At 70.7% G+C, this 23,217-nt stretch carries 18 protein-coding genes; 4 read left to right on the top strand and 14 right to left on the bottom strand.

Annotated features, from left to right (window positions below; genetic code table 11):
• Positions 1-22 precede the first annotated feature (22 nt).
• The 4 genes from cimA to ACFY5B_RS27575 all read right to left on the bottom strand — a co-directional run bounded on the left by cimA (position 23) and on the right by ACFY5B_RS27575 (position 4,508).
• A complete protein-coding gene (gene cimA, locus ACFY5B_RS27560) occupies positions 23-1,627 on the bottom strand; it encodes a citramalate synthase (RefSeq protein ID WP_389973916.1) in 1,605 nt (534 codons plus the stop codon).
• 300 nt (positions 1,628-1,927) lie between these two features.
• On the bottom strand, positions 1,928-2,059 hold the full coding sequence (locus tag ACFY5B_RS27565; protein WP_389973919.1) for a hypothetical protein: 132 nt from the start codon (positions 2,057-2,059) through the stop codon (positions 1,928-1,930).
• Positions 2,060-2,133: 74 nt separating this feature from the next.
• On the bottom strand, positions 2,134-3,222 hold the full coding sequence (locus tag ACFY5B_RS27570; protein WP_389973921.1) for a branched-chain amino acid aminotransferase: 1,089 nt from the start codon (positions 3,220-3,222) through the stop codon (positions 2,134-2,136).
• 242 nt (positions 3,223-3,464) lie between these two features.
• Entirely contained in the window at positions 3,465-4,508 is a 1,044-nt protein-coding gene (locus tag ACFY5B_RS27575; RefSeq protein WP_389973924.1) for a 3-isopropylmalate dehydrogenase, read from the bottom strand.
• Positions 4,509-4,662: 154 nt separating this feature from the next.
• On the opposite strand from ACFY5B_RS27575, the gene ACFY5B_RS27580 reads away from it, so the two are divergent.
• Positions 4,663-6,243, top strand: a complete 1,581-nt coding sequence (locus ACFY5B_RS27580; protein ID WP_389973927.1) for a purple acid phosphatase family protein — start codon at positions 4,663-4,665, stop codon at positions 6,241-6,243.
• A gap of 54 nt (positions 6,244-6,297) precedes the next feature.
• Here the strand turns inward: ACFY5B_RS27580 and ACFY5B_RS27585 are convergent, their stop codons facing one another.
• The 4 genes from ACFY5B_RS27585 to ACFY5B_RS27600 all read right to left on the bottom strand — a co-directional run bounded on the left by ACFY5B_RS27585 (position 6,298) and on the right by ACFY5B_RS27600 (position 9,924).
• On the bottom strand, positions 6,298-6,429 hold the full coding sequence (locus ACFY5B_RS27585) for a hypothetical protein (RefSeq protein WP_104781486.1): 132 nt from the start codon (positions 6,427-6,429) through the stop codon (positions 6,298-6,300).
• Positions 6,430-6,677: 248 nt separating this feature from the next.
• Positions 6,678-7,220, bottom strand: coding sequence for a GNAT family N-acetyltransferase (locus ACFY5B_RS27590; RefSeq protein WP_389973930.1), 543 nt, complete (start codon positions 7,218-7,220; stop codon positions 6,678-6,680).
• Between the two features lie 73 nt (positions 7,221-7,293).
• Positions 7,294-8,925 (bottom strand): L-glutamate gamma-semialdehyde dehydrogenase, encoded by a 1,632-nt coding sequence (pruA, locus tag ACFY5B_RS27595; protein ID WP_389973934.1) that lies wholly within the window; start codon positions 8,923-8,925, stop codon positions 7,294-7,296.
• A gap of 72 nt (positions 8,926-8,997) precedes the next feature.
• Positions 8,998-9,924: a proline dehydrogenase family protein gene (locus ACFY5B_RS27600; protein ID WP_389973937.1), complete on the bottom strand. Its 927-nt coding sequence runs from the start codon at positions 9,922-9,924 to the stop codon at positions 8,998-9,000.
• Between the two features lie 151 nt (positions 9,925-10,075).
• On the opposite strand from ACFY5B_RS27600, the gene ACFY5B_RS27605 reads away from it, so the two are divergent.
• Positions 10,076-11,407 carry a PucR family transcriptional regulator gene (locus ACFY5B_RS27605; protein WP_389973940.1) on the top strand — a complete coding sequence of 444 codons (1,332 nt, stop codon included), beginning with the start codon at positions 10,076-10,078 and terminating at the stop codon, positions 11,405-11,407.
• A 13-nt stretch (positions 11,408-11,420) separates the two neighbouring features.
• On the top strand, positions 11,421-12,071 hold the full coding sequence (locus ACFY5B_RS27610; RefSeq protein ID WP_389973943.1) for an HAD family hydrolase: 651 nt from the start codon (positions 11,421-11,423) through the stop codon (positions 12,069-12,071).
• 4 nt (positions 12,072-12,075) lie between these two features.
• On the opposite strand, the gene ACFY5B_RS27615 is transcribed toward ACFY5B_RS27610, so the two are convergent.
• The gene (locus ACFY5B_RS27615; protein WP_389973946.1) at positions 12,076-12,654 is read right to left on the bottom strand and encodes a TetR/AcrR family transcriptional regulator; all 579 of its coding nucleotides are present in this window, start codon (positions 12,652-12,654) and stop codon (positions 12,076-12,078) included.
• Between the two features lie 86 nt (positions 12,655-12,740).
• Between ACFY5B_RS27615 and ACFY5B_RS27620 the strand changes: the two genes are divergently transcribed.
• Positions 12,741-14,282 (top strand): MFS transporter, encoded by a 1,542-nt coding sequence (locus tag ACFY5B_RS27620; RefSeq protein ID WP_389973949.1) that lies wholly within the window; start codon positions 12,741-12,743, stop codon positions 14,280-14,282.
• A gap of 52 nt (positions 14,283-14,334) precedes the next feature.
• Here the strand turns inward: ACFY5B_RS27620 and serA are convergent, their stop codons facing one another.
• The 5 genes from serA to ACFY5B_RS27645 form a co-directional block, all read right to left on the bottom strand.
• Positions 14,335-15,924 carry a phosphoglycerate dehydrogenase gene (gene serA, locus ACFY5B_RS27625; protein WP_389973951.1) on the bottom strand — a complete coding sequence of 530 codons (1,590 nt, stop codon included), beginning with the start codon at positions 15,922-15,924 and terminating at the stop codon, positions 14,335-14,337.
• A gap of 269 nt (positions 15,925-16,193) precedes the next feature.
• Positions 16,194-17,192, bottom strand: a complete 999-nt coding sequence (gene ilvC, locus ACFY5B_RS27630; RefSeq protein WP_030851456.1) for a ketol-acid reductoisomerase — start codon at positions 17,190-17,192, stop codon at positions 16,194-16,196.
• 121 nt (positions 17,193-17,313) lie between these two features.
• Entirely contained in the window at positions 17,314-17,838 is a 525-nt protein-coding gene (gene ilvN / locus ACFY5B_RS27635; protein WP_003993148.1) for an acetolactate synthase small subunit, read from the bottom strand.
• Between the two features lie 21 nt (positions 17,839-17,859).
• Positions 17,860-19,704 (bottom strand): acetolactate synthase large subunit, encoded by a 1,845-nt coding sequence (locus tag ACFY5B_RS27640; protein WP_389973955.1) that lies wholly within the window; start codon positions 19,702-19,704, stop codon positions 17,860-17,862.
• A 230-nt stretch (positions 19,705-19,934) separates the two neighbouring features.
• Positions 19,935-22,982: a putative bifunctional diguanylate cyclase/phosphodiesterase gene (locus tag ACFY5B_RS27645; RefSeq protein WP_389973958.1), complete on the bottom strand. Its 3,048-nt coding sequence runs from the start codon at positions 22,980-22,982 to the stop codon at positions 19,935-19,937.
• Positions 22,983-23,217: the final 235 nt, after the last annotated feature.

The raw sequence follows: 23,217 nt of genomic DNA on the forward strand, positions 1-23,217 counted from the left end.
CCCGGCCCCGCCGGGGCGACGGCTACTCCGCCGGATCGACCCCCGCGCGCAGCAGCCCGTAGGTGTACGCGTCCTCCAGGGCCTGCCAGCTCGCGGCGATGACGTTCTCGGCGACGCCGACCGTCGACCACTCGCCCGCGCCGTCGGACGTCGAGATCAGCACGCGGGTCGTGGAGTTGGTGCCGTGCCTGCCCTCCAGGATGCGCACCTTGTAGTCCACCAGCTCCAGCTTGGCGAGCTGCGGGTAGATCTTCTCCAGGCCCACGCGCAGGGACCGGTCGAGGGCGTTGACCGGACCGTTGCCCTCTGCGGTGGCGACGATGCGCTCGCCCTTGGCCCAGAGCTTGACCGTGGCCTCGTTGGCGTGGGAGCCGTCGGGCCGGTCCTCGACGATGGCCCGCCAGGACTCGACCTCGAAGTAGCGCAGCGGCCTTCCCTGGACCTCGGCGCGCAGCAGGAGTTCGAAGCTCGCGTCGGCGGCCTCGTAGGTGTAGCCCTCGAGTTCGCGCTCCTTCACCCGCTCGACCACCCGGCCGACCAGTTCGCGGTCGCCACCGAGGTCGACGCCGAGTTCCTTGCCCTTGAGCTCGATGGAGGCGCGCCCGGCCATGTCGGAGACCAGCATCCGCATGGTGTTGCCGACCTGCTCGGGGTCGATGTGCTGGTACAGGTCCGGGTCGACCTTGATCGCCGAGGCGTGCAGTCCGGCCTTGTGGGCGAAGGCGGAGAGGCCGACGTAGGGCTGGTGCGTGGAGGGGGTGAGGTTGACGACCTCGGCGATGGCGTGCGAGATGCGGGTCATCTCGCGCAGGTGCCCGTTGGGCAGGACCTTCTTGCCGTACTTCAGCTCCAGGGCCGCCACGACCGGGAACAGGTTGGCGTTGCCGACGCGCTCGCCGTAGCCGTTGGCCGTGCACTGCACGTGCGTCGCGCCGGCGTCGACGGCGGCCAGGGTGTTGGCGACCGCGCAGCCCGTGTCGTCCTGGGCGTGGATGCCGAGCCGGGCGCCGGTGTCGGCGAGGACCGTGGAGACGACGGCCTGGATCTGCGCCGGGAGCATGCCGCCGTTGGTGTCGCACAGCACGACGACGTCCGCGCCGGCCTCCGACGCCGTACGGACGACCGCCTTGGCGTACTCGGGGTTGGCGCGGTAGCCGTCGAAGAAGTGCTCGCAGTCGATGAAGACCCGGCGGCCCTGCTCCTTGAGGAAGGACACGGTGTCGCGGACCATCGCCAGGTTCTCGTCCAGGGTGGTGCGCAGGGCGAGTTCGACATGGCGGTCGTGCGACTTGGCGACGAGCGTGATCACCGGTGCGCCGGACTCCAGGAGCGCCTTGACCTGCGGGTCCTGGTCGGCGGTGGTGCCGGCGCGGCGGGTGGAGCCGAACGCGACGAGCTGGGCGTGCCGGAAGTCGATCTCCTGCTGGGCGCGGGCGAAGAACTCGGTGTCCCGGGGGTTCGCGCCCGGCCAGCCGCCCTCGATGAAGCCCACGCCGAAGTCGTCCAGGTGCCGTGCGATGGCCAGCTTGTCGGCGACGGTGAGGTTGATGCCCTCCCGCTGGGCGCCGTCGCGCAGGGTGGTGTCGAAGACGTGGAACGAATCGTCGAGCTCGCTGGTAGCGGTCATGGTCTCAAGGCTCCTGAGGATGGGATCTCGGTCATACCGGAATGACCGGCTCCACCGCCCTCACATACTCCCTCGCGCTCTCGCCTCCGGCTGTGGGTGGGCCAGAAATGCGAAAAACCTCTCGCGGGTGCGAGAGGTCTGCGCGCGGGTCGAGGACGACGGTGTCCACCCGTACCTGGTCGTACGTGGTGGTCACTGCGGACCGGCGCGCCTGCTGCCAATAATCATGGCGAACGAGAGCACGGGGGAAGTCTGGCACACCCCCGCGCTCCGCTCACCGCCGTCTCAGAATGCGGTCGGTCACACGCTCTGGTCGTCCGGGCCGCCCCGCGCGTCCGGGCTGGCCAGGAGGGTGCGCCCGGTGCGCAGGTCGCGGACGTGGGCCCGGGTCGTGCGGTTCGGGTCGCCCGGGTCGGCCGAGGCGAAGGCCATTGTTCCGGGGCGCCCGAGACCTGAAACTGTGTCCCCGGGGGTCCGGGGGCGGAGCCCCCGGAAAGCCGGGCCGGTCAGCCCAGGCGGTGCATCCAACCGTGGGCGTCCGAGGCCGTACCCCGCTGGATATCGAGCAGCGCCTGGCGCAGCCGCAGCGTGACCTCGCCCGGCTCTCCCCCGCTCTGCTTCCACTCCGCCCCGGAGCGCTTCACCGTACCGACCGGAGTGATCACCGCGGCCGTACCGCAGGCGAAGACCTCGGTCAGCGACCCGTTCTCCGAGTCCCGCTGCCACTGCTCGACCGAGACCCGGCCCTCCTCGGCCTCGTACCCGAGGTCACGGGCGACGGCGAGCAGGGAGTCGCGGGTGACGCCCTCCAGGATCGAGCCGGTCAGCGAGGGCGTCACGATCTTGTCGCCGTACACGAAGTACAGGTTCATGCCGCCCAGCTCCTCGACCCACGTGTGCTCCACGGCGTCGAGGTAGCAGACCTGGTCGCAGCCCTTCGCGGCGGCCTCGGCCTGCGCGAGCAGGGACGCCGCGTAGTTGCCGCCCGTCTTCGCGTCGCCCATGCCGCCGGGGACGGCACGGACGCGGTCCTCGGAGACCCAGATGGACACCGGCTTCACACCACCGGGGAAGTACGCCCCGGCCGGGGAGGCGATGACCAGGAACAGGTACTCGTTGGCCGGCTTCACACCCAGCCCGACCTCGGTGGCGATCATGAAGGGGCGCAGGTAGAGGGACTCCTCGCCGCCGTGCGCCGGCACCCATGCCTTGTCCTGCTGCACCAGGACGTCGCACGCCTCGATGAACGTCTCGACCGGCAGCTCGGGCATCGCGAGCCGGCGCGCGGAGCGCTGGAACCGCTCGGCGTTCTTCTCGGGGCGGAAGGTGGCGACGGATCCGTCGGGCTGCCGGTAGGCCTTCAGCCCCTCGAAGATCTCCTGCGCGTAGTGCAGGACCGTGGTGGCGGGGTCGAGGGAGATCGGCGCGTACGGCACGAGCTGACCGTCGTGCCAGCCCCGGCCTTCCGTCCACTTGATCGTCACCATGTGGTCGGTGAAGTGGCGGCCGAACCCGGGGTTGGCCAGGATCTGCTCGCGCTCGGCGGCGGAGAGCGGGTTGGCGGAGGGCTTGAGCTCGATCGTGGGCGTCGTCATGGGTTGATGTCCTTCACCGGTTGTAGTGACGGGCCGCGCTCGGTACTGCTCTGATGGTGACCAGTGCTAGGACGTCCGAGCATTCCCTCGCTGCGCGGCCTCGCGTTCGATTATCGCCCGGGGGCGGCGGCGGAAGGAACGGGGTGACTGCGGCCCGGTGGTCGATGGTGGCACCCGGCGGGAACATGCGGAAGCCGCCGGGCGCGGATGCGACCCGGCGGCCTGCGGAAAGCAGCGGCGGGTCAGCCGGCTACGCGTACGGCGAGCGCGTCGCCGATCTCCGAGGTGGAGCGGGCGGGCTTGCCGGTGCGCTCGCCGAGGTCGGCGGCGACCGCCTCGTCGATGCGGGCGGCCTCGGCCTCGTAGCCGAGGTGGCGCAGCAGCAGGGCGACGGACAGCACGGTGGCGGTCGGGTCGGCCTTGCCCTGCCCGGCGATGTCCGGGGCCGAGCCGTGCACGGGCTCGAACATGGACGGGAACTCGCCGGAGGGGTTGATGTTGCCGGAGGCCGCCACGCCGATGCCGCCGGAGACGGCCGCGGCGAGGTCGGTGACGATGTCGCCGAAGAGGTTGTCCGTGACGATCACGTCGAAGCGCTCGGGCTGCGTGACGAGGTAGATCGTCGCCGCGTCGACGTGCATGTACTCGGTGGTGACCTCGGGGAACTCCTCGGCCACCTTGTTGAAGATGTTCGTCCACAGGTGACCCGCGAAGGTCAGCACGTTGTTCTTGTGGATCAGCGCGAGCTTCTTGCGCGGGCGGGCCTGGGCCCGGGCGAAGGCGTCCCGGACCACACGCTCGACACCGAAGGCGGTGTTCACGGAGACCTCCGTGGCGACCTCGTGCTCGGTGCCCTTGCGGATGGTGCCGCCGTTGCCGGTGTACGGGCCCTCGGTGCCCTCGCGGACCACGACGAAGTCGATCTGCGGCTCGCCCGCGAGCGGGGTGGCGACACCCGGCAGGAGCTTCGAGGGACGCAGGTTGACGTGGTGGTCGAAGGCGAAGCGCAGCTTGAGCAGGAAGCCGCGCTCCAGGACGCCGGAGGGCACGGTCGGGTCGCCGATCGCGCCGAGCAGGATGGCGTCGTGCCGCTTCAGGGCGTCGAGGTCGGCGTCGGTGAGGGTCTCACCGGTGGCGTGGTAGCGCCGGGCGCCGAAGTCGTACTCCTCGGTCTCCAGCTTCACATCCTGCGGAAGGACGGCGGAGAGGACCTTCAGACCTTCGGCCACGACCTCCTGGCCGATGCCGTCACCGGGGATCACTGCGAGATTGAGGCTGCGAGACATGCGGGCACCCTACTCCTCGTCCCATGGAATGACATGGGGTGTCCGTGATGCGGACAGCATGACGGCACCCGTCCGGGGGACGGCACGTGTCCGTCGGTTCGCGTTCACCCGTACGTGGCGGGGACGTTGGCCGCCGCTGGGAAGTTCACTGGACATGGAGATCCCCCACTTCGGCATCCCGCCCGAGCTCGCCCGCCGGATGAGCATGGCGGAGCAGCACGAGTACCTGCGGACACGGCTGTCGCGGCGGCGCACCCTGGTGACCGCGGGCGCGGTGGCGAGCGGGCTGCTGACCGGCTGCTCCGGTTCCGGCTCCCGGTCCGGGCAGGGCGGCGCCACGACGGCCGGGAGCCCGTCGCCCGGAACCACGGAGGCCCCCGGTTCTCTCATCACGCCCTTCGGCCGCCATCTCGCCTTCGGCGCCGACCCGAAGACGCAGATGCGGATCTCCTGGCAGGTGCCGCTCGCGGTGCGGAAGCCTTACGTCCGGGTGGGCCTGCGCCCGGACGACCTGGGCCGCAAGGTCGAGGCGGAGCTGCGCGACCTGCACACCCCGGAGCTGAAGGGCGTACGTGCGGCGGTCGACCAGTACTACCTGCACGCCGCGCTGGACGGCCTGCGCCCGGACACCACCTACTACTACGGCGTCGGCCACGAGGGCTTCGACCCGGCCTCCCCGCGGCACCGGTCGACCGTCACGTCCTTCCGCACGGCACCTGCGCGCCCGCCGGAGCGGTTCGTGTTCACGGCGTTCGGCGACCAGGGCGTCGGTGACGAGGCGGCCCTCAACGACCGTACGCTGCTGCGCCGGGAGCCCGCCTTCCATCTGCACGCCGGGGACATCTGCTACGCCGACCCGACCGGCAAGGGCAAGGAGTCGGACGTCTTCGACGCGAGCCAGTGGGACCGGTTCCTCAAGCAGACCGAGCCGGTGGCCAGGTCGGTGCCGTGGATGGTGACGACCGGCAACCACGACATGGAGGCCTGGTACTCACCGGACGGCTACGGCGGCCAGGTCGCCCGGTTCTCCCTGCCGGACAGCGGCTTCGACGCGCGGACGGCACCGGGCGTGTACGCCTTCACCTACGGCAACGTGGGCGTGGTCGCGCTGGACGCGAACGACGTGTCGTACGAGATCCCCGCCAACTTCGGCTACACGGAGGGGCGGCAGACGAAGTGGCTGGACGCCAAGCTCGGCGAGCTGCGGTCCTCCGAGGACATCGACTTCATCGTCGTCTTCTTCCACCACTGCGCGTACTCGACGTCCACGCACGCCTCCGACGGCGGGGTGCGCGCCGAGTGGCTGCCGCTGTTCGCCCGGCACGAGGTGGACCTGGTGATCAACGGGCACAACCACGTCTACGAGCGGACGGACGCCATCCGGAACGGCGAGGTGGGCCGGCCGGTGCCGGTCGGCGGGACGACGGACCCGAGGCGGGACGGGATCGTGTACGTCACCGCGGGCGGTGGCGGCAAGGAGCTGTACGGCTTCCCCGACGGCGTGAAGGAGAGCTACGAGGGGAACACCGCCGACCACGAGCCGGTCACCACCTTCCGGTGGACCAAATCCCGGGACACCAAGGCGGAGTCGGCGCAGTGGTCACGGGTGCGCTACCGCGGCTTCTCGTTCCTCTCGGTGGAGGCGGTCAGCGGCGCCAGGCCGAAGCTGAAGGTGTCGGCGCTGGCGTCGAGCGGTGAGCGGATCGACCATTTCGAGGTGCGGCGCGGGGCGTGAGACCCCGCACCGCGCCTCGTCGGGCGGCTCCCGGTCCTGCGGTGCTGCCGCGGCTCAGTGGCCGCTGGATCCGCCGTTGTCCCTGCGGTCGAGGGCGCGCTGGAGCGCGGCGGCGGCGTTCTTGCGGTCGGACTCGGTCGTACGGGAAACGTGACGGACTCGGCGGCGGACGGTCGTCTCGGCCATGGGAAATCGACTCCTTCGACAGCACGGAGTGCACAGGGAGGGTTACGAGACGCCGGAAGGGGCGGGGAGCGGTGCCGCAGGGATTGCCTGCACGGGGCCCGGCTCACGACCGCCATTCGCTTGGTCGAGCGAGACGTTCGGCTCCTACAAAGCTAAGGGAGCGCGGAGCGTCTGTCTCCACAATTACTCGGACTTCCTACTATCTGAGACGGTGGACTGGGTCACACTGCTCTGACCTGCGGTGATTTCTAGAGCACGTCGCCGTCGCGCCAGTCGAAGAGCAGTTCCTGCCCAGGGTCGAGGGAGCCGGCCAGGGCGGTGCGGACGTAGGTGCTGCCCTCCTCGTCCGGCAGGCGGACGACGCCGTCCCGCGGGCTGAGGGCGTGCACCCGGCCGGGCCACGGCTCCCAGCCGCGGGAGGTGTAGAGCCGGGCTCCGTCGTCGCTCGCGGAGAGGGCGCCGAGGTCGTAGGCGCGGTCGACGACGCGTTCCAGTTCCGCCATGACCAGCCCGCCGAGGCCGGTGCGGCGCGCGTCGGCGCGGACGGCGACGTTCTCGACGTACCCGGTGCGCAACCACCGGCCACGGTGCCGCACCCGGCGCATCACGACCGCGCCGTGCGCGGCGAGCCCCGAGCCGTCGTGCACGAGGGCGTGCATACCGCCGAGGCCGTGGTCCCAGTCCTCCTCGCCGAAGTCGCCCTCGAAGGCGGCCTCCAGGAGGCGGCGCACGGCGTCGAGTTCGGCGGGGCTGAGGTCGGCCGTGTGGGCGGTGCGCGCTCGGGTGGTCATCGGCCCAGTCTTCCCCCGGACATGCCGACGGGCCAGGTCATTTCGCGACCCGGCCCGTCGGTGCGGCTGACTGTCAGCCCATGTGCGGGTAGGTGTAGTCGGTCGGCGGGACCAGGGTCTCCTTGATGGCGCGGGTCAGGGTCCAGCGCATCAGGTTCTGCGGGGCGCCGGCCTTGTCGTTGGTGCCGGAGGCCCGGCCGCCGCCGAAGGGCTGCTGGCCGACGACGGCACCGGTCGACTTGTCGTTGATGTAGAAGTTGCCGGCCGCGTAGCGCAGCTTGTCGGCCGTGTAGGCGGCCGCGGCGCGGTCGTTGGCGATGACCGAGCCGGTCAGCGCGTAGTCGGAGACGGACTCCATCTGGGTCAGCATCTCGTCGTACTGGTCGTCCTCGTAGACGTGCACGGCGATGATCGGGCCGAAGTACTCGGTGCGGAAGACCTCGTTCTCCGGGTCGGTGCACTCGATGACGGTCGGGCGGACGAACCAGCCCACGGAGTCGTCGTAGGTGCCGCCCGCGACGATCGTGCAGGTCGGGTCCTCCTTGGCCCGGTCGATGGCGGCCTTGTTCTTGGCGAAGGCACGCTCGTCGATGACGGCGCCGATGAAGTTCGACAGGTCGGTGACGTCACCCATCTTGATGCCGTCCACCTCGGCGGCCAGCTCCTCCTTGAAACCGGAGTTCCAGATGGAGGCGGGGATGTACGCCCGGGAGGTGGCGCTGCACTTCTGGCCCTGAAACTCGAAAGCACCGCGGGTGAACGCCGTCTTCAGGATCGCCGGGTCGGCCGAGGGGTGGGCGACCAGGAAGTCCTTGCCGCCGGTCTCGCCGACGAGGCGCGGGTAGGTCCGGTACTTCTCGATGTTGTTGCCGACCGTCTTCCACAGGTACTGGAAGGTGGGGGTCGAGCCGGTGAAGTGGATGCCGGCGAGGTCGCGGTGCTCCAGGGCGACCTTGGAGACCTCGATACCGTCACCGGTGACGAGGTTGATGACGCCCTTGGGCAGACCGGCCTCCTCCAGCAGCTGCATGAGCAGCACGGCGGCGTGCGTCTGCGTCGGGGACGGCTTCCAGACGACGACGTTGCCCATCAGGGCCGGGGCCGTCGGCAGGTTGCCCGCGATGGCGGTGAAGTTGAAGGGCGTGATCGCGTAGACGAAGCCCTCCAGCGGACGGTGGTCCAGACGGTTCCACACGCCCGGGGAGTTGGCCGGCGGCTGCTCGGCCAGCAGCTTGCGGGCGTAGGAGACGTTGAAGCGCCAGAAGTCGATGAGCTCGCAGGGCGTGTCGATCTCCGCCTGCTGGGCGGTCTTGGACTGGCCGAGCATGGTCGAGGCGGCGAGCGTCTCGCGCCACGGGCCGGACAGCAGCTCGGCGGCGCGCAGGATGATCGCCGCCCGGTCGTCGAAGGACATCGCACGCCAGGCGGGAGCGGCGGCCAGGGCCGCGTCGATGGCGTCCTGGGCGTCCGCTTGCGTGGCGTTGCGGTACGTGCCGAGCACGGCCTGGTGGTTGTGCGGCTGGACGACCTTGAAGGCCTCGCCGCCGCCCATCCGCTTCTCGCCGCCGATGGTGCAGGGCAGGTCGACGGGGTTGTCGGCCAGCTCCTTCAGCCGGGCCTCCAGCCGGGCCCGCTCGGGCGAGCCGGGGGCGTAGCCGTGCACCGGCTCGTTGACGGGGGTGGGGACCTGGGTCACAGCGTCCATTTTTTCCGTAACTCCTTACTGAGCGGTGTTTCGGTCTCGGCCCTTGTCGGGCTCTCGGCCCTTGTCGGGCTGTCAGCCCTTGGTGAGCATCGAACGGGCGAAGAAGCGCAGGTTGGCCGGCTTCTCCGCGAGACGGCGCATGAAGTAGCCGTACCAGTCGGTGCCGTACGCGGTGTAGACGCGCATCCGGTGGCCCTCGGCGGCCAGCCGCAGGTGCTCGTCGGTGCGGATGCCGTAGAGCATCTGGAACTCGTACTCGTCGAGCTTGCGCCCGGCCTGGTGGGCGAGTTCCTGGCCGATCGCGATCAGGCGCGGGTCGTGGGACCCGATCATCGGGTACCCCTCCCCCCGCATCAACGTCCGCAGAATGCGAACGTACGCCCGATCGATCTGGTGTTTGTCCTGGTGAGCGACCGAGGCGGGCTCCTTGTACGCGCCCTTGACCAGGCGGACCCGGCTGCCGCTCTCCGCGAGGCGGCGGGCGTCGGCCTCGGTGCGGAACAGGTAGGCCTGGATGACGCAGCCGGTCTGCGGGAAGTCCTTCCGCAGCTCCTCGTGGATGGCGAACATCGAGTCGAGGGTGGTGTGGTCCTCGGCGTCGAGCGTGACCGTGGTGCCGATCTCGGCGGCGGCCTCGACGACCGGGCGGACGTTCTTCAGGGCCAGCTCGTGGCCGTCGTCCAGGGCCTGCCCGAACATCGACAGCTTCACCGACATCTCGGCACGGGTGCCGAGCTCCAGCGGCTTGAGGCGGTCGACCAGCTCCAGGTAGGCGTCCCGGGCGGCGGCGGCCTGCGCGGGGTTGGTGATGTCCTCGCCGACGACGTCCATCGTCAGCTCCAGCCCCTGCTCGGTCAGGCTCCGGACGACGGGGACGATGTCGTCGACGTCCTCGCCCGGGATGAAGCGGTCGACGACCTGCTTGGTCACCGGGGCCGCCGAGATCAGGCGTCGCATCCGGTCGCTGCGAGACGCGGCGAGAATCACGGGACCCAGCACGGGGCACCTCCAAGCACCAGCAACGTGAAGGCCGGACCCCTCGCGGACGACGCGTCGGGTACGGCACGGAGAACCACCGTGAAACCTAAGGATCCCTCCGATCGTGGGCCATCGACAGCTGTCACGCATCCGTGCCGCAGATCTCAGACAGATGTATGAAGGGGTCCGGGAAGTGCGCGACAATGCCCGGGTGACGTCGGAACACAGGGGCGACTACGAGGAGCTGGTCGACGAGATCTCGGAGCTGCTCGGCGCGCCCGCGACCCTGGAGAACCGGGACTTCGAGCTGATCGCCTTCGGGGCCTACGACAGTGAGGGCGACCTCGATCCGTCGGCCCTGGACCCGGTGCGCACCCGCTCGATCCTCACCCGCCGTTCGACGGCGGCGGTCCGGGCCTGGTTCGAGGGCTTCGGCATCACCCGGGCGACAGCCCCGGTCCGTATCCCTCCGACACCGGAGGCCGGGGTCTACCGCGGACGGATCTGCCTCCCCGTCCGCCACCGGGGCGTGGTGCACGGCTACGTCTGGCTCCTGGACGACGATCCCGGCCCGAGCGAGCGCCAGCTCTCCGCCGCCATGCGGGTCACGGCCCGCATAGGCGCCCTGCTCGCGGACGAGGCGCAGCACGGCGCCGACCTCAGCCGCGAGCTCCGGGCCGTCCTCACCGCCGAGCCCGGCTGGCAGAGCGACATGGCCGTCGCCGAGCTCCGAACGGCCCTCGGCCCCCGCGCCGACGGCCTCCACGCCCTGATGTGCGTTGCCCCCTGGCCCTCGGCCGAGCCGGACGACGCTCCGTCGGTCCGGGCGGTCCCGGGGGCGACGGCGCTGTGCACCCTGCCGTGGGGGGCGACGGCCCAGTGTCTGGCGGTGCTGATCCGCCTGCGTTCCCCGGACGTCCTGACTCCGGCGACCACGGCCGCGGGGCGGCTGCTGGAGAGGACGCGCGGCGGAAGCGGCCCGGAGCGCGGGCCGAGCGGGACCAGCGGGACCAGCGGGACGAGAATCGGGGCGAGCGGGGCCAGCGGGGCGAGCGGGGCCAGCGGGGCGAGCGGGGCGAGCGGCGGCCCGGGCTCGGCAGCCGCCGGTATCGCCACCCCCCGCTCCGGCCTCGCCGAGTCGGCGACCGCCTGGCGGGAGGCGTCGGCGGCCGCCCGGGCCGCGCTGGCCGAGGCGCGCTTCGGGCCGGTCGCGCAGTGGGCGTCGATCGGGCCGTTCCGGCTGCTCACGGCCCTGCCCCCCGACGTCGCTCACGACCCCGTCGCCCGCGCACTGCTCACCCCGGTCCATCACGAACTCGCCCGGACCGCCGAGGTCTACCTCGACTGCGCCGGGCAGGCCGCCCGGGCCGCCGCCGAGCTGGGCATCCACCGCCAGACCTTGTACTACCGCCTGTCCCGGATCGAGAAGCTCACCGGCCTCGACCTGGACGACGGCGAGGACCGTCTGCTGCTGCACATGGCCCTCAAGGCACACCGACTGTGAGGACGGCCCGTTCATGCCCCTGCTGCTGCTCGACCTCGACAACACCCTGATCGACCGGGACGCCGCCTACCGCGCCACGCTGCTGGACTTCCTGACCGAGCACGGGCTGCCCGAGGACGACATCGACTGGCTCATGACCGTCGACGCCAGTGGGTACACGCCCCGCCCGGAGGTCGCCCGGGCCATGGACGGGCGGTACGGCGACCGCGTTCCCCGGGACGCGGTCCGCGCTCTGCTCGACCGGGGCGCGGCCGACCGTGTCGTGCTGTCCGCGCCCGTCCGCACCGCACTCGAGAAGGCCACCGCCGCCGGCTGGACCCTCGCCATCGTCACCAACGGCCGTACCTCCCAACAGGAGAGGAAGATCCGCACCACCGGCCTCGACGCGCTGACCCACGGCTGGGCCGTCTCCGAGGCCGTCGGCCACAAGAAGCCCGCGCCGCAGATCTTCCACGCCGCTGCCGCCGCCGTCGGCGCCACGCTCGACGGTGCCTGGGTGATCGGCGACTCCCCGCACGCCGACATCGTCGGCGCGGCCGGCATCGGCGCCCGCAGCGTCTGGGTGTCGGCGGGCCGTCCCTGGACCGGGACGGCCCACGCTCCCACCCGGACCGCCCCCGACACCGCGTCCGCCATCGACTCGGTCGTCGGAGCACCCGGGTGAGGCGTCACTTCCCCTCGGCTGCCTCGATCACCCGGCGGAGCCCCGCTGCGAGCTGCTCGGCCTCCGGCGCGCTCTCCGGGTCGAAGGTCCACTGCGCCATCAGACCCATCATCAGGGTCAGGTAGAAGTACCCGAGGGTGTCCACCTGCTCGTCCGTCACCTCCTCCTCGGGTCCGCCGTGGAAGAGCGTCACGATGCCGCGCGCCCCCTCCCGCTGGGCCCGCGCCAGATGCTCCCGCACCTCCGGCAACTGCTCCCCCATGGCCACGATCTCCATGCTGAGCCGCCACATCGAACCGGGCTCCCGCATGGTCCCGATGATGTTCGCCCAGACGTCGGTGAAGCGCTCCGGCGACCCCGGTTCCCCGCGCAGCTCACCACCGCCCTCGAAGGCGTCGGACATGCCCTCCACCATCTCCACGTACGCCTGCGCCAGCAGCGCGTCCTTGGAGCCGTAGTGGTAGCCGATCGAGGCCAGGTTGGTCCCCGATTCCTTGACGATGTCGCGCGCGGTCGTGCGCAGGAAGCCCTTCGCCAGCAGGCAGCGCTTGGCGCCCTCCAGCAGATCCTCACGGTGTCCCATGGCACGCCACCCTAACCCGGAATCCAGACGGGCGTATTAAACAGTCGTACTAGACACGCGTTTAATACGCTCGTACAGTCCTGCCCATGACGACGAAACAGCCCCCTCCCGTCCTCGCCGGCCGCCGCGAATGGACGGCCCTCGGCGTGCTGATGCTCCCGCTGCTGCTGGTCTCGATGGACGTCTCGGTCCTCTACTTCGCGATCCCCGCGATCAGCGCCGACCTGGAGCCGAGCGCCACCCAGCAACTGTGGATCTTCGACATCTACGGCTTCGTGCTGGCCGGCCTGCTGATGACGATGGGCTCGCTCGGCGACCGCATCGGCCGCCGCAGGCTCCTGCTGATCGGCGCCGCCGCCTTCGGCACGGCCTCGCTGGTCGCGGCCTACGCCGACAGCGCCGAGACCCTGATCGCCGCCCGCGCGGTCCTCGGCATCGGCGGCGCGACGCTGATGCCGTCCACGATGGCGCTCGTGCGCACGATGTTCACCGACCCGGCACAGCGGACCAAGGCGATCGGTGTGTGGTCGGGGGTGATGACGGCCGGCATCGCGCTCGGCTCGGTGATGAGCGGGGTGCTCGTCGAACACTTCTGGTGGGGCTCGGTCTTCCTGGTCAACCTGCCCGCGATGCTGCTGCTCCTGGCCCTCGGCCCCGTCCTGCTGCCCGAGTCGCGCACGCCGAACCCCGGCCGCTTCGACCTGCTGAGCGTCCCGCTGTCGATGGCGGCGGTGCTCCCCGTGATCTACGGCCTGAAGGAACTCGCGGCCGAGGGCTGGAACGTGCGGTACGTGATGTCGGTGACCGTCGGCCTGCTCTTCGCCGCGCTGTTCGTCCACCGCCAGCGCACGGCGGCCTCCCCGCTGATCTCGCCGGACCTGTTCCGGGCCCGCGGATTCAGCCCGGCCGTCGTCCTCAACCTCGCCGCCGCCTTCGGCATGATGGGCTCGGCGTACTTCACGACCCAGTACATCCAGTCGGTCCTGGACAAGGGCCCCCTCGAAGCGGCGCTGTGGAGCCTGCTGCCGTCGGTGCCGATCGGCCTCGCGGCCCCGGTCTCCGCACAGCTGGTGCAGCGGGGCGTTCCCCGCGCGCACGTCGTCGGCGCAGGCTTCGCGGTCGCCGCGTGCGGCTACGTGATGCTGACCCTGGCCGGTACGGATTCCCTCTGGCTGCTGCTGGCCGCGTGCGCCGTCCTGGCCTGCGGCGTCGTGGCCGTCATGTCGCAGGTGGCGGACCTGGCCCTGAGCGCCGCTCCCGTGGAGAGGGCGGGTGCCGCGTCGTCCCTGCTGGAGACGGGCACGGAGTTCGGCGGCGCGCTGAGCATGGCGTTCCTCGGCTCCATCGGCGCGGCCGTCTTCCGGCACGAGATCCCGGCCTCGGCCCCCGCAGCGGCACGCGAGACCCTGGGCGGCGCCCTGGCCGTGGCCGACCGGCTCCCTGGGCGCGCGGGGGACGCCCTGGCGACGGCGGCGCGCGAGGCCTTCACCAGCGGCATGCACGCGGCGGCCGTCACGGGCGCGTTGCTGCTGGCCTGCGCGGCGGGAGCGGCGGTGCCGACCCTGCGGCGGGCGGAGGTACGGAAAAACGCCGGACGGGCTGATCAGCTCAGCCCGTCCGGCGTCTGAGGACGAGCCCGTTCACATGAACGGGCGTCCGGGGGCCGAGCCCCCGGGAAGGTCAGGCCAGGTTCACCGACCGGGCCGAGGTCGCCCCGATCTCCGCGGCCACCTCGGCCAGGACGTTCGCGGTCACCGTGTCGTCCACGGTCAGGACCGCAAGCGCCTCGCCGCCGGCCACCGAACGCGACACCTGCATGCCGGCGATGTTGAGGCCCGCCTCACCGAGGATGCGGCCCACCGTGCCGACGACACCGGGACGGTCCTCGTACTTCAGCACGATCATGTGGTCGGCGAGCGCGAGGTCCACGTCGTAGTCACCGACCGCGACGATCTTCTGGAGGTGCTTGGGGCCGGCCAGCGTGCCGGACACCGACACCTCCTCGCCGTCGGCGAGAGTGCCGCGCACCGTGACGACGTTGCGGTGCTCGGTCGCCTCGGAGCTGGTGGTGAGACGCACCTCGACGCCGCGCTCCTGCGCGAACAGCGGCGCGTTGACGTAGGAGACCGTCTCGTCGACGACGTCCTCGAAGACGCCCTTGAGTGCGGACAGCTCCAGCACCTTCACGTCGTGCTGGGTGATCTCGCCGTAGACCTCGACGTCGAGGCGGACCGCGACCTCACCGGCGAGCGCGGTGAAGATCCGGCCCAGGCGCTCGGCGAGCGGCAGACCCGGCTTGACGTCCTCGGCGATGACACCGCCCTGCACGTTCACCGCGTCCGGAACGAGCTCACCGGCGAGGGCGAGGCGCACCGAGCGGGCCACGGCGATACCGGCCTTCTCCTGCGCCTCGTCGGTGGAGGCACCGAGGTGCGGGGTGCAGACGACCTGGTCGAACTCGAACAGCGGGGAGTCCGTGCAGGGCTCCTTCGCGTACACGTCGAGACCGGCACCGGCGACCCGGCCCTCCTTGAGGGCGGAGTACAGCGCCTCCTCGTCGACGATCCCGCCGCGCGCGGCGTTGACGATCCGCACGCTCGGCTTGACCTTGCGCAGCGCCTCGTCGCCGATGAGGCCGACCGTCTCGGGGGTCTTGGGGAGGTGCACGGTGATGAAGTCGGAGACCTCGAGCAGCTCGTCCAGCGACAGCACCTTGACGCCCATCTGCGCGGCGCGGGCGGGCTGGATGTAGGGGTCGTAGGCGACGACCTTCATGCCGAACCCGGACATGCGCTGGGCGACGAGCGCGCCGATGCGCCCGAGACCGACGACACCGAGGGTCTTCTCGGCCAGCTCCACGCCCGTGTACTTGCTGCGCTTCCACTCGCCGTTCTTCAGCGCGGCGTTGGCCTGCGGGATGTGGCGGGCGGTGGCGACGAGCAGACCGCAGGCCAGCTCGGCGGCGGTCACGATGTTGGAGGTCGGGGCGTTGACGACCATCACGCCGGCCTTGGTGGCGGCGGAGACGTCCACGTTGTCCAGGCCGACGCCGGCTCGTGCGACGACCTTCAGCTTCTTCGCGGCGGCGATCGCCTCGGCGTCGACCTTGGTGGCCGAACGGACCAGGATCGCGTCCACGTCGGCGATGGCCGGGAGCAGCTCGGCCCGGTCCGCGCCGTTGCAGTGCCGGATCTCGAAGTCCGGGCCCAGGGCGTCGACGGTGGCGGGCGACAGCTCTTCAGCGATGAGTACGACGGGTTTCGAGCTCACGTGAGTCCTCACAAGTCCAGTGCTGCGGACGGCCGTCCCGACGGCCGCAGGCGGTGGAGGGGTGCTTGCCGCGTTGGAGACGCACGACGCTGTGGGCCTGACGCGTATGTGTGCAGCAGTCTAGTGGCGCATGGGGCGTCGTCCTGTGCCGCTGCGGAAGGATCACCCGTCCGTGGCCGGACGGGATGGACAACGCCGTACCACCGACGTTACCCGGGGTTCGCCGAAGGGGCCGGAGCGGGTTCGCTCCGGCCCCTCGGACGGGCGGCTTACGCCTCCTCGTCGACCCAGCTCATGAGCTTGCGCAGCTCCTTGCCGGTGGTCTCCAGCAGGTGCTCGGAGTCCTGCTTCTTGTACTCGTTGTACTTCTTCAGGCCGCCGTGGTACTCGTCCATCCACTGCTGCGCGAAGGTGCCGTCCTGGATCTCGGCGAGGACCTTCTTCATCTCGGCCTTGGTGGCGTCCGTGATGATGCGCGGGCCGGTGACGTAGTCGCCCCACTCGGCGGTCTCCGAGATCGACCAGCGCATCTTCTCCAGGCCGCCCTCGTACATGAGGTCGACGATCAGCTTCAGCTCGTGCAGGCACTCGAAGTAGGCGATCTCCGGCTGGTAGCCGGCCTCGGTCAGGGTCTCGAAGCCCGCCTTGACCAGGGCGGCGGTACCACCGCAGAGGACGGCCTGCTCACCGAACAGGTCGGTCTCGGTCTCCTCGGTGAAGGTCGTCTTGATGACGCCGGCACGGGTGCCGCCGATGCCCTTGGCGTAGGACAGGGCCAGCGCGAAGCCGTTGCCCGTGGCGTCCTGCTCGACGGCGGCGATGCAGGGAACGCCACGGCCTTCCTCGTACTGACGGCGCACCAGGTGGCCCGGGCCCTTCGGGGCGACCATGCAGACGTCCACGCCGGCCGGGGGCTTGATGAAGCCGTAGCGGATGTTCAGGCCGTGGCCGAAGAACAGGGCGTCGCCGTCCTTCAGGTTGTCCTTGATGTGCTTCTCGTAGACCTCGGCCTGGATCGGGTCCGGGACGAGGATCATGATGACGTCGGCCTCGGCGGCGGCCTCCGACGGGCTCACCACGCGCAGGCCCTGCTCCTCGGCCTTGGCCTTGGACTTGGAGCCCTCGTGCAGACCGACGCGCACGTCGACACCCGAGTCACGGAGCGACAGCGCGTGGGCGTGGCCCTGGCTGCCGTAACCGATGACCGCGACCTTGCGGCCCTGGATGATGGACAGGTCGGCGTCGGCGTCGTAGAACAGCTCGGCCACTTTGGGTTCTCTCCTCGGGAGTGCAGGTGTTGCGTCCCACCGTATGACGGGGGGCGGAAGGGAAGTCTGTGGGTCTCGGAATACGGGCGGTCGACGGCGCGCCGACCGCCCGTTTCGGGTCTTACGCCGACCGGTCCAGGGCGCGCAGCGACCGGTCCGTGATCGAACGGGCACCGCGGCCGATCGCGATCGTGCCGGACTGGACGAGCTCCTTGATGCCGTACGGCTCCAGCATCTTGAGCATCGCGGTCAGCTTCTCACCGGATCCGGTGGCCTCGATGGTGACGGCCTCCGGGGAGACGTCGACGGTCTTGGCGCGGAACAGCTGGACGATCTCGACGATCTGGGAACGCGTCTCGTTGTCGGCGCGCACCTTCACCAGGACGAGTTCGCGCTGCACCGCCTGCGACGGCTCCAGCTCGACGATCTTCAGCACGTTGACGAGCTTGTTGAGCTGCTTGGTGACCTGCTCCAGCGGCAGGTCCTCCACGCCGACGACGATGGTGATGCGGGAGATGTCGGGGTGCTCGGTGACGCCGACCGCGAGCGAGTCGATGTTGAAGCCGCGGCGGGAGAACAGGGCGGCGATCCGGGCGAGGATGCCGGGTGTGTTCTCCACCAGGACGGAGAGCGTGTGCTTGGACATGATCTTTTACGTCTCTCTCGCTCAGTCGTCTTCGTTGTCGCCGAAGTCGGGGCGGACGTCCCGGGCGGCCATGATCTCGTCGTTGGAGGTGCCGGCGGCGACCATCGGCCACACCATCGCGTCCTCGTGGACGATGAAGTCGACGACGACCGGGCGGTCGTTGATCGAGTTCGCCTCTTCGATGACCTTGTCGAGGTCGTCCGGGGACTCGCAGCGGATGGCGTAGCAGCCCATGGCCTCCGACAGCTTCACGAAGTCGGGGACCCGGGTGCCTCGGGCCTCGGGGTTGACGTCGTCCGGGCCGGAGTGCAGGACCGTGTTGGAGTACCGCTGGTTGTAGAAGAGGGTCTGCCACTGGCGGACCATCCCGAGGGCGCCGTTGTTGATGACGGCGACCTTGATCGGGATGTTGTTCAGGGCGCAGGTGGTCAGTTCCTGGTTGGTCATCTGGAAGCAGCCGTCGCCGTCGATCGCCCAGACGGCACGCTCGGGCGCTCCGGCCTTGGCGCCCATGGCCGCCGGGACGGCGTAGCCCATCGTTCCGGCGCCGCCGGAGTTGAGCCAGGTGCCCGGCTTGTCGTACTCGATGAAGTGGGCCGACCACATCTGGTGCTGGCCGACGCCCGCCGCGAAGATCGTGCCCTCGGGGGCGAGCTGTCCGATGCGCTCGATGACCTGCTGCGGGGAGAGCGAGCCGTCGTCGGGCTGGTCGTAGCCGAGCGGGTAGGTCTCGCGCCACCGGTTCAGGTCATTCCACCACATGCTGTAGTCGCCCTGGTGGCCCTCGCTGTGCTCCTTCTGCACGGCCTGGATCAGGTCGGCGATGACCTCGCGGGCGTCACCGACGATCGGCACGTCGGCGGCGCGGTTCTTGCCGATCTCGGCCGGGTCGATGTCCGCGTGGACGATCTTGGCGAACGGGGCGAAGCTGTCCAGCTTGCCGGTGACGCGGTCGTCGAAGCGGGCGCCGAGGGCGACGATCAGGTCGGCCTTCTGCAGTCCGGTGACGGCGGCGACCGAGCCGTGCATGCCGGGCATGCCCAGGTGCTGCGGGTGCTTGTCGGGGAACGCCCCGAGCGCCATCAGGGTGGTGGTGACGGGCGCGCCGGTGAGCTCGGCGAGGACCTTCAGCTCGGCGGTGGCCTTGGCCTTGAGCACTCCGCCGCCGACGTACAGCACCGGCCGCCTGGCCTGGGTGATCAGCTTGGCGGCCTCGCGGATCTGCTTGGCGTGCGGCTTGGTCACCGGGCGGTAGCCGGGCAGGTCCATGGCGGGCGGCCAGGAGAAGGTGGTCTTCGCCTGGAGGGCGTCCTTGGCGATGTCGACCAGGACCGGGCCGGGGCGGCCGGTGGAGGCGATGTGGAACGCCTGGGCGATGATCCGCGGGATGTCCTCGGCCTTGGTGACGAGGAAGTTGTGCTTGGTGATCGGCATGGTGATGCCGACGATGTCCGCCTCCTGGAAGGCGTCCGTGCCGATCGCCTTCGAGGCCACCTGGCCGGTGATCGCGACCAGCGGCACGGAGTCCATGTGCGCGTCGGCGATCGGGGTGACCAGGTTGGTGGCACCGGGACCGGAGGTGGCCATGCAGACACCGACCTTGCCGGTGGCCTGCGCGTAGCCGGTGGCGGCGTGACCGGCGCCCTGCTCGTGGCGGACCAGGACGTGGCGCACCCGGGTCGAGTCCATCAGCGGGTCGTAGGCCGGGAGGATCGCACCGCCGGGAATGCCGAATACCGTGTCGGCGCCGACCTCCTCGAGAGAGCGGATAAGGGACTGCGCGCCCGTCACCTGCTCGGGGGCGGAGTGTCCTCCGGATCGGGGCCGGGGCTGCGGGTGGTGGGCCCCGGTGGCCTGCTCGGTCATCGGCATTCTCTTCTCAGATGCTGAGGGTTTTTGCGAGGTTTGTACGGTCTTCGGCTGTTGCACGAAAGGTGCCTGTGCAACAAAAAACCCCTCGTGCCATAAGGCAAGCGAGGGGAGCGCGCCGGGTGGGGTCGCTGAGCGGTCGAGGCTCAGCGTCAGCCGACGCGCTTTCCAAGTACGAGAATTCGGGTGCGCATGGCACTGACCCTCCCCCCGGCACCCACTCACTGTCAAGTAGGTGGGACGGGAGTCTCATTATGTGAGCGCAGCGTGGTACCGCCTCCGATGACGGCGGACACGCCCGAGCCGTACACCCGCGGGGCGCCGCCCGCGAACGCCGGTTCGGCCGATCCGTTGGGCACCGGATAGTGGCCCGCGGCGAGCGCCCGGCGCAGCCGGTACTCGTCGAGCGGCCCGGAGAACGCCATGCCCTGCCCGTGCGTGCAGCCCATCGCGCGCAGGGCGATGACCTGCTCGGGCAGATCCACCCCCTCCGCCACGGACTTCAGCCCCAGGTCGCCAGCGATGCGCAGCAGCCCGCTGGTGATCTTGTGCAGGCGCGCGGACTCGACGACGCCTTCGACCAGACCGCGGTCGAGCTTCAGCACGTCGACGGGGAGCCGCCGCAGGGCTGTGATCGCCACGTAGCCGCTGCCGAAGCCGTCGAGCGCGATCCGTACGCCGACCCGCCGCAGGGCGCGCAGACGCCGCTCCAGCTCGTCCAGTGACACCCTCGGGTCGGCGTCCGACAGCTCGATGATCAGCGACCCCGGCGGCAGCCCGTGCCGCGTGAGTAGCGCCTCGATCGAGCCGAGCGGCATCGACCGGTCCAGCAGCCGGCGGGCGCTCATCCGCACGACGACCGGCACGGACAGCCCGGTCGCGTGCCGCTCGGCGGCCTGCTCGACGGCCTCCTCGATCATCCACCGGCCCAGCTCGGCGGTCTTGTCGCCGTCCTCGGCCACGCGCAGGAACTCCGCCGGGGTGAAGAGCACCCCCTGGGAGGAGCGCCAGCGCGCCTGTGCGGCCACCGACGAGATCCGGCCGTCCTCCAGGGACACCACCGGCTGGTGCAACAGGGCGAACTCCCCGTCGTGCAGCGCGGCCCGCAGGCGGGTGGCGAGCTCGGCCTTGCGGACGACGTCCTGCTGCATCTGCGGCTTGTACAGCTCCACGCGGCCCTTGCCGCCGGCCTTGGCGCGGTACATGGCCAGGTCGGCGTTGCGCAGCAGTTCACCCGCGCCGAGGCCGGGTTCGGCGAAGGCCACGCCGATGGAGGCGTTGACACGGACATCGTTGCCGTCGATGAGGTAGGGCTGGGACAGCGTCGTCCTGAGGCGGTCGGCGAGCTCCAGTATGTGCCGCTCGCGGGCGTCCCGGTCGCGGGTGTTGTCCCCGGCGATCAGGGCCGCGAACTCGTCCCCGCCGAGCCGGGACGCGGTGTCGCCCTGCCGGACGGAGTCCTGGAGCCTGCGGGCGGCCTGGACGAGCAGCTCGTCCCCGGCCTGGTGCCCGATCGTGTCGTTGACGGCCTTGAAGCCGTCGAGGTCGATGAACAGCACGGCCGTGTTCCGCAGGGCCACGCCCCGGTCGGAGGCGCGGCGGCCCGAGAGGGCGTGCTGGACACGCTTGGTGAACAGGGCCCGGTTGGGCAGGTCCGTGAGCGGGTCGTGCTCGGCGTTGTGCTGCAACTGGGCCTGCAGACGCACCCTTTCGGTCACGTCGCGGCTGTTGAAGATGAGGCCGCCGTGATGACGGTTGACGGTCGACTCGACGTTCAGCCAGCCTCCCCCGCTCTCGGCTTCACTCGAGCGGGAGGTGCCCCCGCCGCCCGAGCGGAAGCGGCACTCGATGCGTGTGGTGGGTTCCTCGACCGGGTCGGCGGCGAGGAATCTGCGCACCTCGTGCACGACGCAGCCCAGGTCCTCGGGGTGGATGAGGTTGGCCAGTTCCGTACCCACCAGCTCCTCCGCCGGGCGGCCGTACACACCGGCGGCGGCCGGGGAGACGTACCTCAGGACGCCACTGGGTGCGGCGATCATGATGACGTCGCTGGAGCCCTGCACGAGGGAGCGGAAGTGGTTCTCCTTCTGTGCCAGTTCCTGGGTGAGGGTGATGTTGTCGAGCAGCATGATGCCCTGGCGCACGACGAGCGCGAGCACCACGGTGCCTCCGGTCAGCAGGACCACGCGGTCGACGCTGCGGCCGTTGAGGACGTTGTAGAGGATCCCCAGGGTGCACACGGCGGCCGCGAGATACGGCGTGAGGGCGGCGAGGGAGCCGGCGATGGGCCGGGCGGCCTGATACCGGCTGTGCTCGACGCCGGGCAGGAGCGCCTGGTGGTGGCTGCCGCCGCGCTGCCCCGGCACGTGCTCGTGCACCACGCGGGTGTGCCCTGCGGTGCCGTGCCGCTCGGAGCCGTGCCGGTCGCCCTCCGCGCGCGTCCCCGCCCACGGGGCGTACGCCAGGAGCAGCGAGCCGGCGAACCAGCCCGCGTCGAGCAGCTGCCCGGAGCGGTAGTCGTGGTGCATGAGCGGTGAGGTGAACAGGGCGTCGCACATCACGGTCAGGGCGAGGGCGCCGATGGCGGTGTTCACCGCGGAGCGGTTCACCGCCGACCGCCTGAAGTGCAGGGCGAGGACCATGCTCACCAGGGCGATGTCGAGCAGCGGGTACGCCAGCGACAGCGCGATGTGCGCCACGCCGGGCCCTTCTGATTTCGCGGCCTGGGCGAGGGCGAGGCTCCAGGCCAGCGTCAGCAGCGAGCCGCCGATGAGCCAGGCGTCCAGCCCGAGACAGACCCAGCCGGCCTTGGTCACCGGCCGTTTGGCGAGCACGAGCAGTCCGACGATCGCGGGCGGCGCGAAGCAGAGGAAGAACAGGTCGGCGTAGCTGGGACTGGGCACGGGCAGGCCCAGGACCACCTCGTACCACCCCCAGACGAGGTTGCCCAGGGACGCCATGGTCGAGGAGAGGCCGAACAACAGCCAGGCGGGTCGAAAGCGGGGGCGGCGGCTGCGGGCGTAGAGGAAGCACGAGACGGCGGCGGTGCCGGCCGCGGCGCTCAGCCCGAAGTCGCCCATGAAGAGGGCCACTTCGTAGGAACCCCAGCCGAACGCGGCACCGAGGGCGTATCCCGCGCAGGCCAGGGCGAGGACGATCTGGAGGGCCAGGCCCGGCCGGCGGCCGGTGACCGGCGTGCGAGGCAGCAGCGCACCCGTGGAGGGAGGCTGTGCCCGCAGCGCTCCGTCCAGCGTGGGGGTGGGGGGCGCGCTCACCGGGGCCTCCCGGTCCGCCCTGCTCCCGGGTCCCGCCGGCCCCGGTGGACCGGCTGGGCATGCCTCCCGCTCCTGCCGGACCTGCGGTGATGCCTGCGATCGGTGTGGTGGTCGGTGTGGTGTTCGCTGTGGTGGGTGTGGTGGCCGACGTGATCGGCGTGCTGACCGCGTCTGCCCGCGGCCGTCCGCCAGGGTCGCCGCCGGCAGCCCCGCCCCGTCGGATCGCTCGTCCATA

Origin of the sequence: Streptomyces sp. NPDC013187, from assembly GCF_042899705.1 — a bacterium.
GTDB lineage: Bacteria > Actinomycetota > Actinomycetes > Streptomycetales > Streptomycetaceae > Streptomyces > Streptomyces hawaiiensis_A.

Bases quoted from the DNA above. Each gene is read 5' to 3' on its own strand.
- cimA (WP_389973916.1), bottom strand. From the start codon at position 1,627: ATGACCGCTACCAGCGAGCTCGACGATTCGTTCCACGTCTTCGACACC.
- ACFY5B_RS27565 (WP_389973919.1), bottom strand. From the start codon at position 2,059: ATGGCCTTCGCCTCGGCCGACCCGGGCGACCCGAACCGCACGACCCGG.
- ACFY5B_RS27570 (WP_389973921.1), bottom strand. From the start codon at position 3,222: ATGACGACGCCCACGATCGAGCTCAAGCCCTCCGCCAACCCGCTCTCC.
- ACFY5B_RS27575 (WP_389973924.1), bottom strand. From the start codon at position 4,508: ATGTCTCGCAGCCTCAATCTCGCAGTGATCCCCGGTGACGGCATCGGC.
- ACFY5B_RS27580 (WP_389973927.1), top strand. From the start codon at position 4,663: ATGGAGATCCCCCACTTCGGCATCCCGCCCGAGCTCGCCCGCCGGATG.
- ACFY5B_RS27585 (WP_104781486.1), bottom strand. From the start codon at position 6,429: ATGGCCGAGACGACCGTCCGCCGCCGAGTCCGTCACGTTTCCCGTACG.
- ACFY5B_RS27590 (WP_389973930.1), bottom strand. From the start codon at position 7,220: ATGACCACCCGAGCGCGCACCGCCCACACGGCCGACCTCAGCCCCGCC.
- pruA (WP_389973934.1), bottom strand. From the start codon at position 8,925: ATGGACGCTGTGACCCAGGTCCCCACCCCCGTCAACGAGCCGGTGCAC.
- ACFY5B_RS27605 (WP_389973940.1), top strand. From the start codon at position 10,076: ATGTATGAAGGGGTCCGGGAAGTGCGCGACAATGCCCGGGTGACGTCG.
- ACFY5B_RS27610 (WP_389973943.1), top strand. From the start codon at position 11,421: ATGCCCCTGCTGCTGCTCGACCTCGACAACACCCTGATCGACCGGGAC.
- ACFY5B_RS27615 (WP_389973946.1), bottom strand. From the start codon at position 12,654: ATGGGACACCGTGAGGATCTGCTGGAGGGCGCCAAGCGCTGCCTGCTG.
- ACFY5B_RS27620 (WP_389973949.1), top strand. From the start codon at position 12,741: ATGACGACGAAACAGCCCCCTCCCGTCCTCGCCGGCCGCCGCGAATGG.
- ilvN (WP_003993148.1), bottom strand. From the start codon at position 17,838: ATGTCCAAGCACACGCTCTCCGTCCTGGTGGAGAACACACCCGGCATC.
- ACFY5B_RS27640 (WP_389973955.1), bottom strand. From the start codon at position 19,704: ATGACCGAGCAGGCCACCGGGGCCCACCACCCGCAGCCCCGGCCCCGA.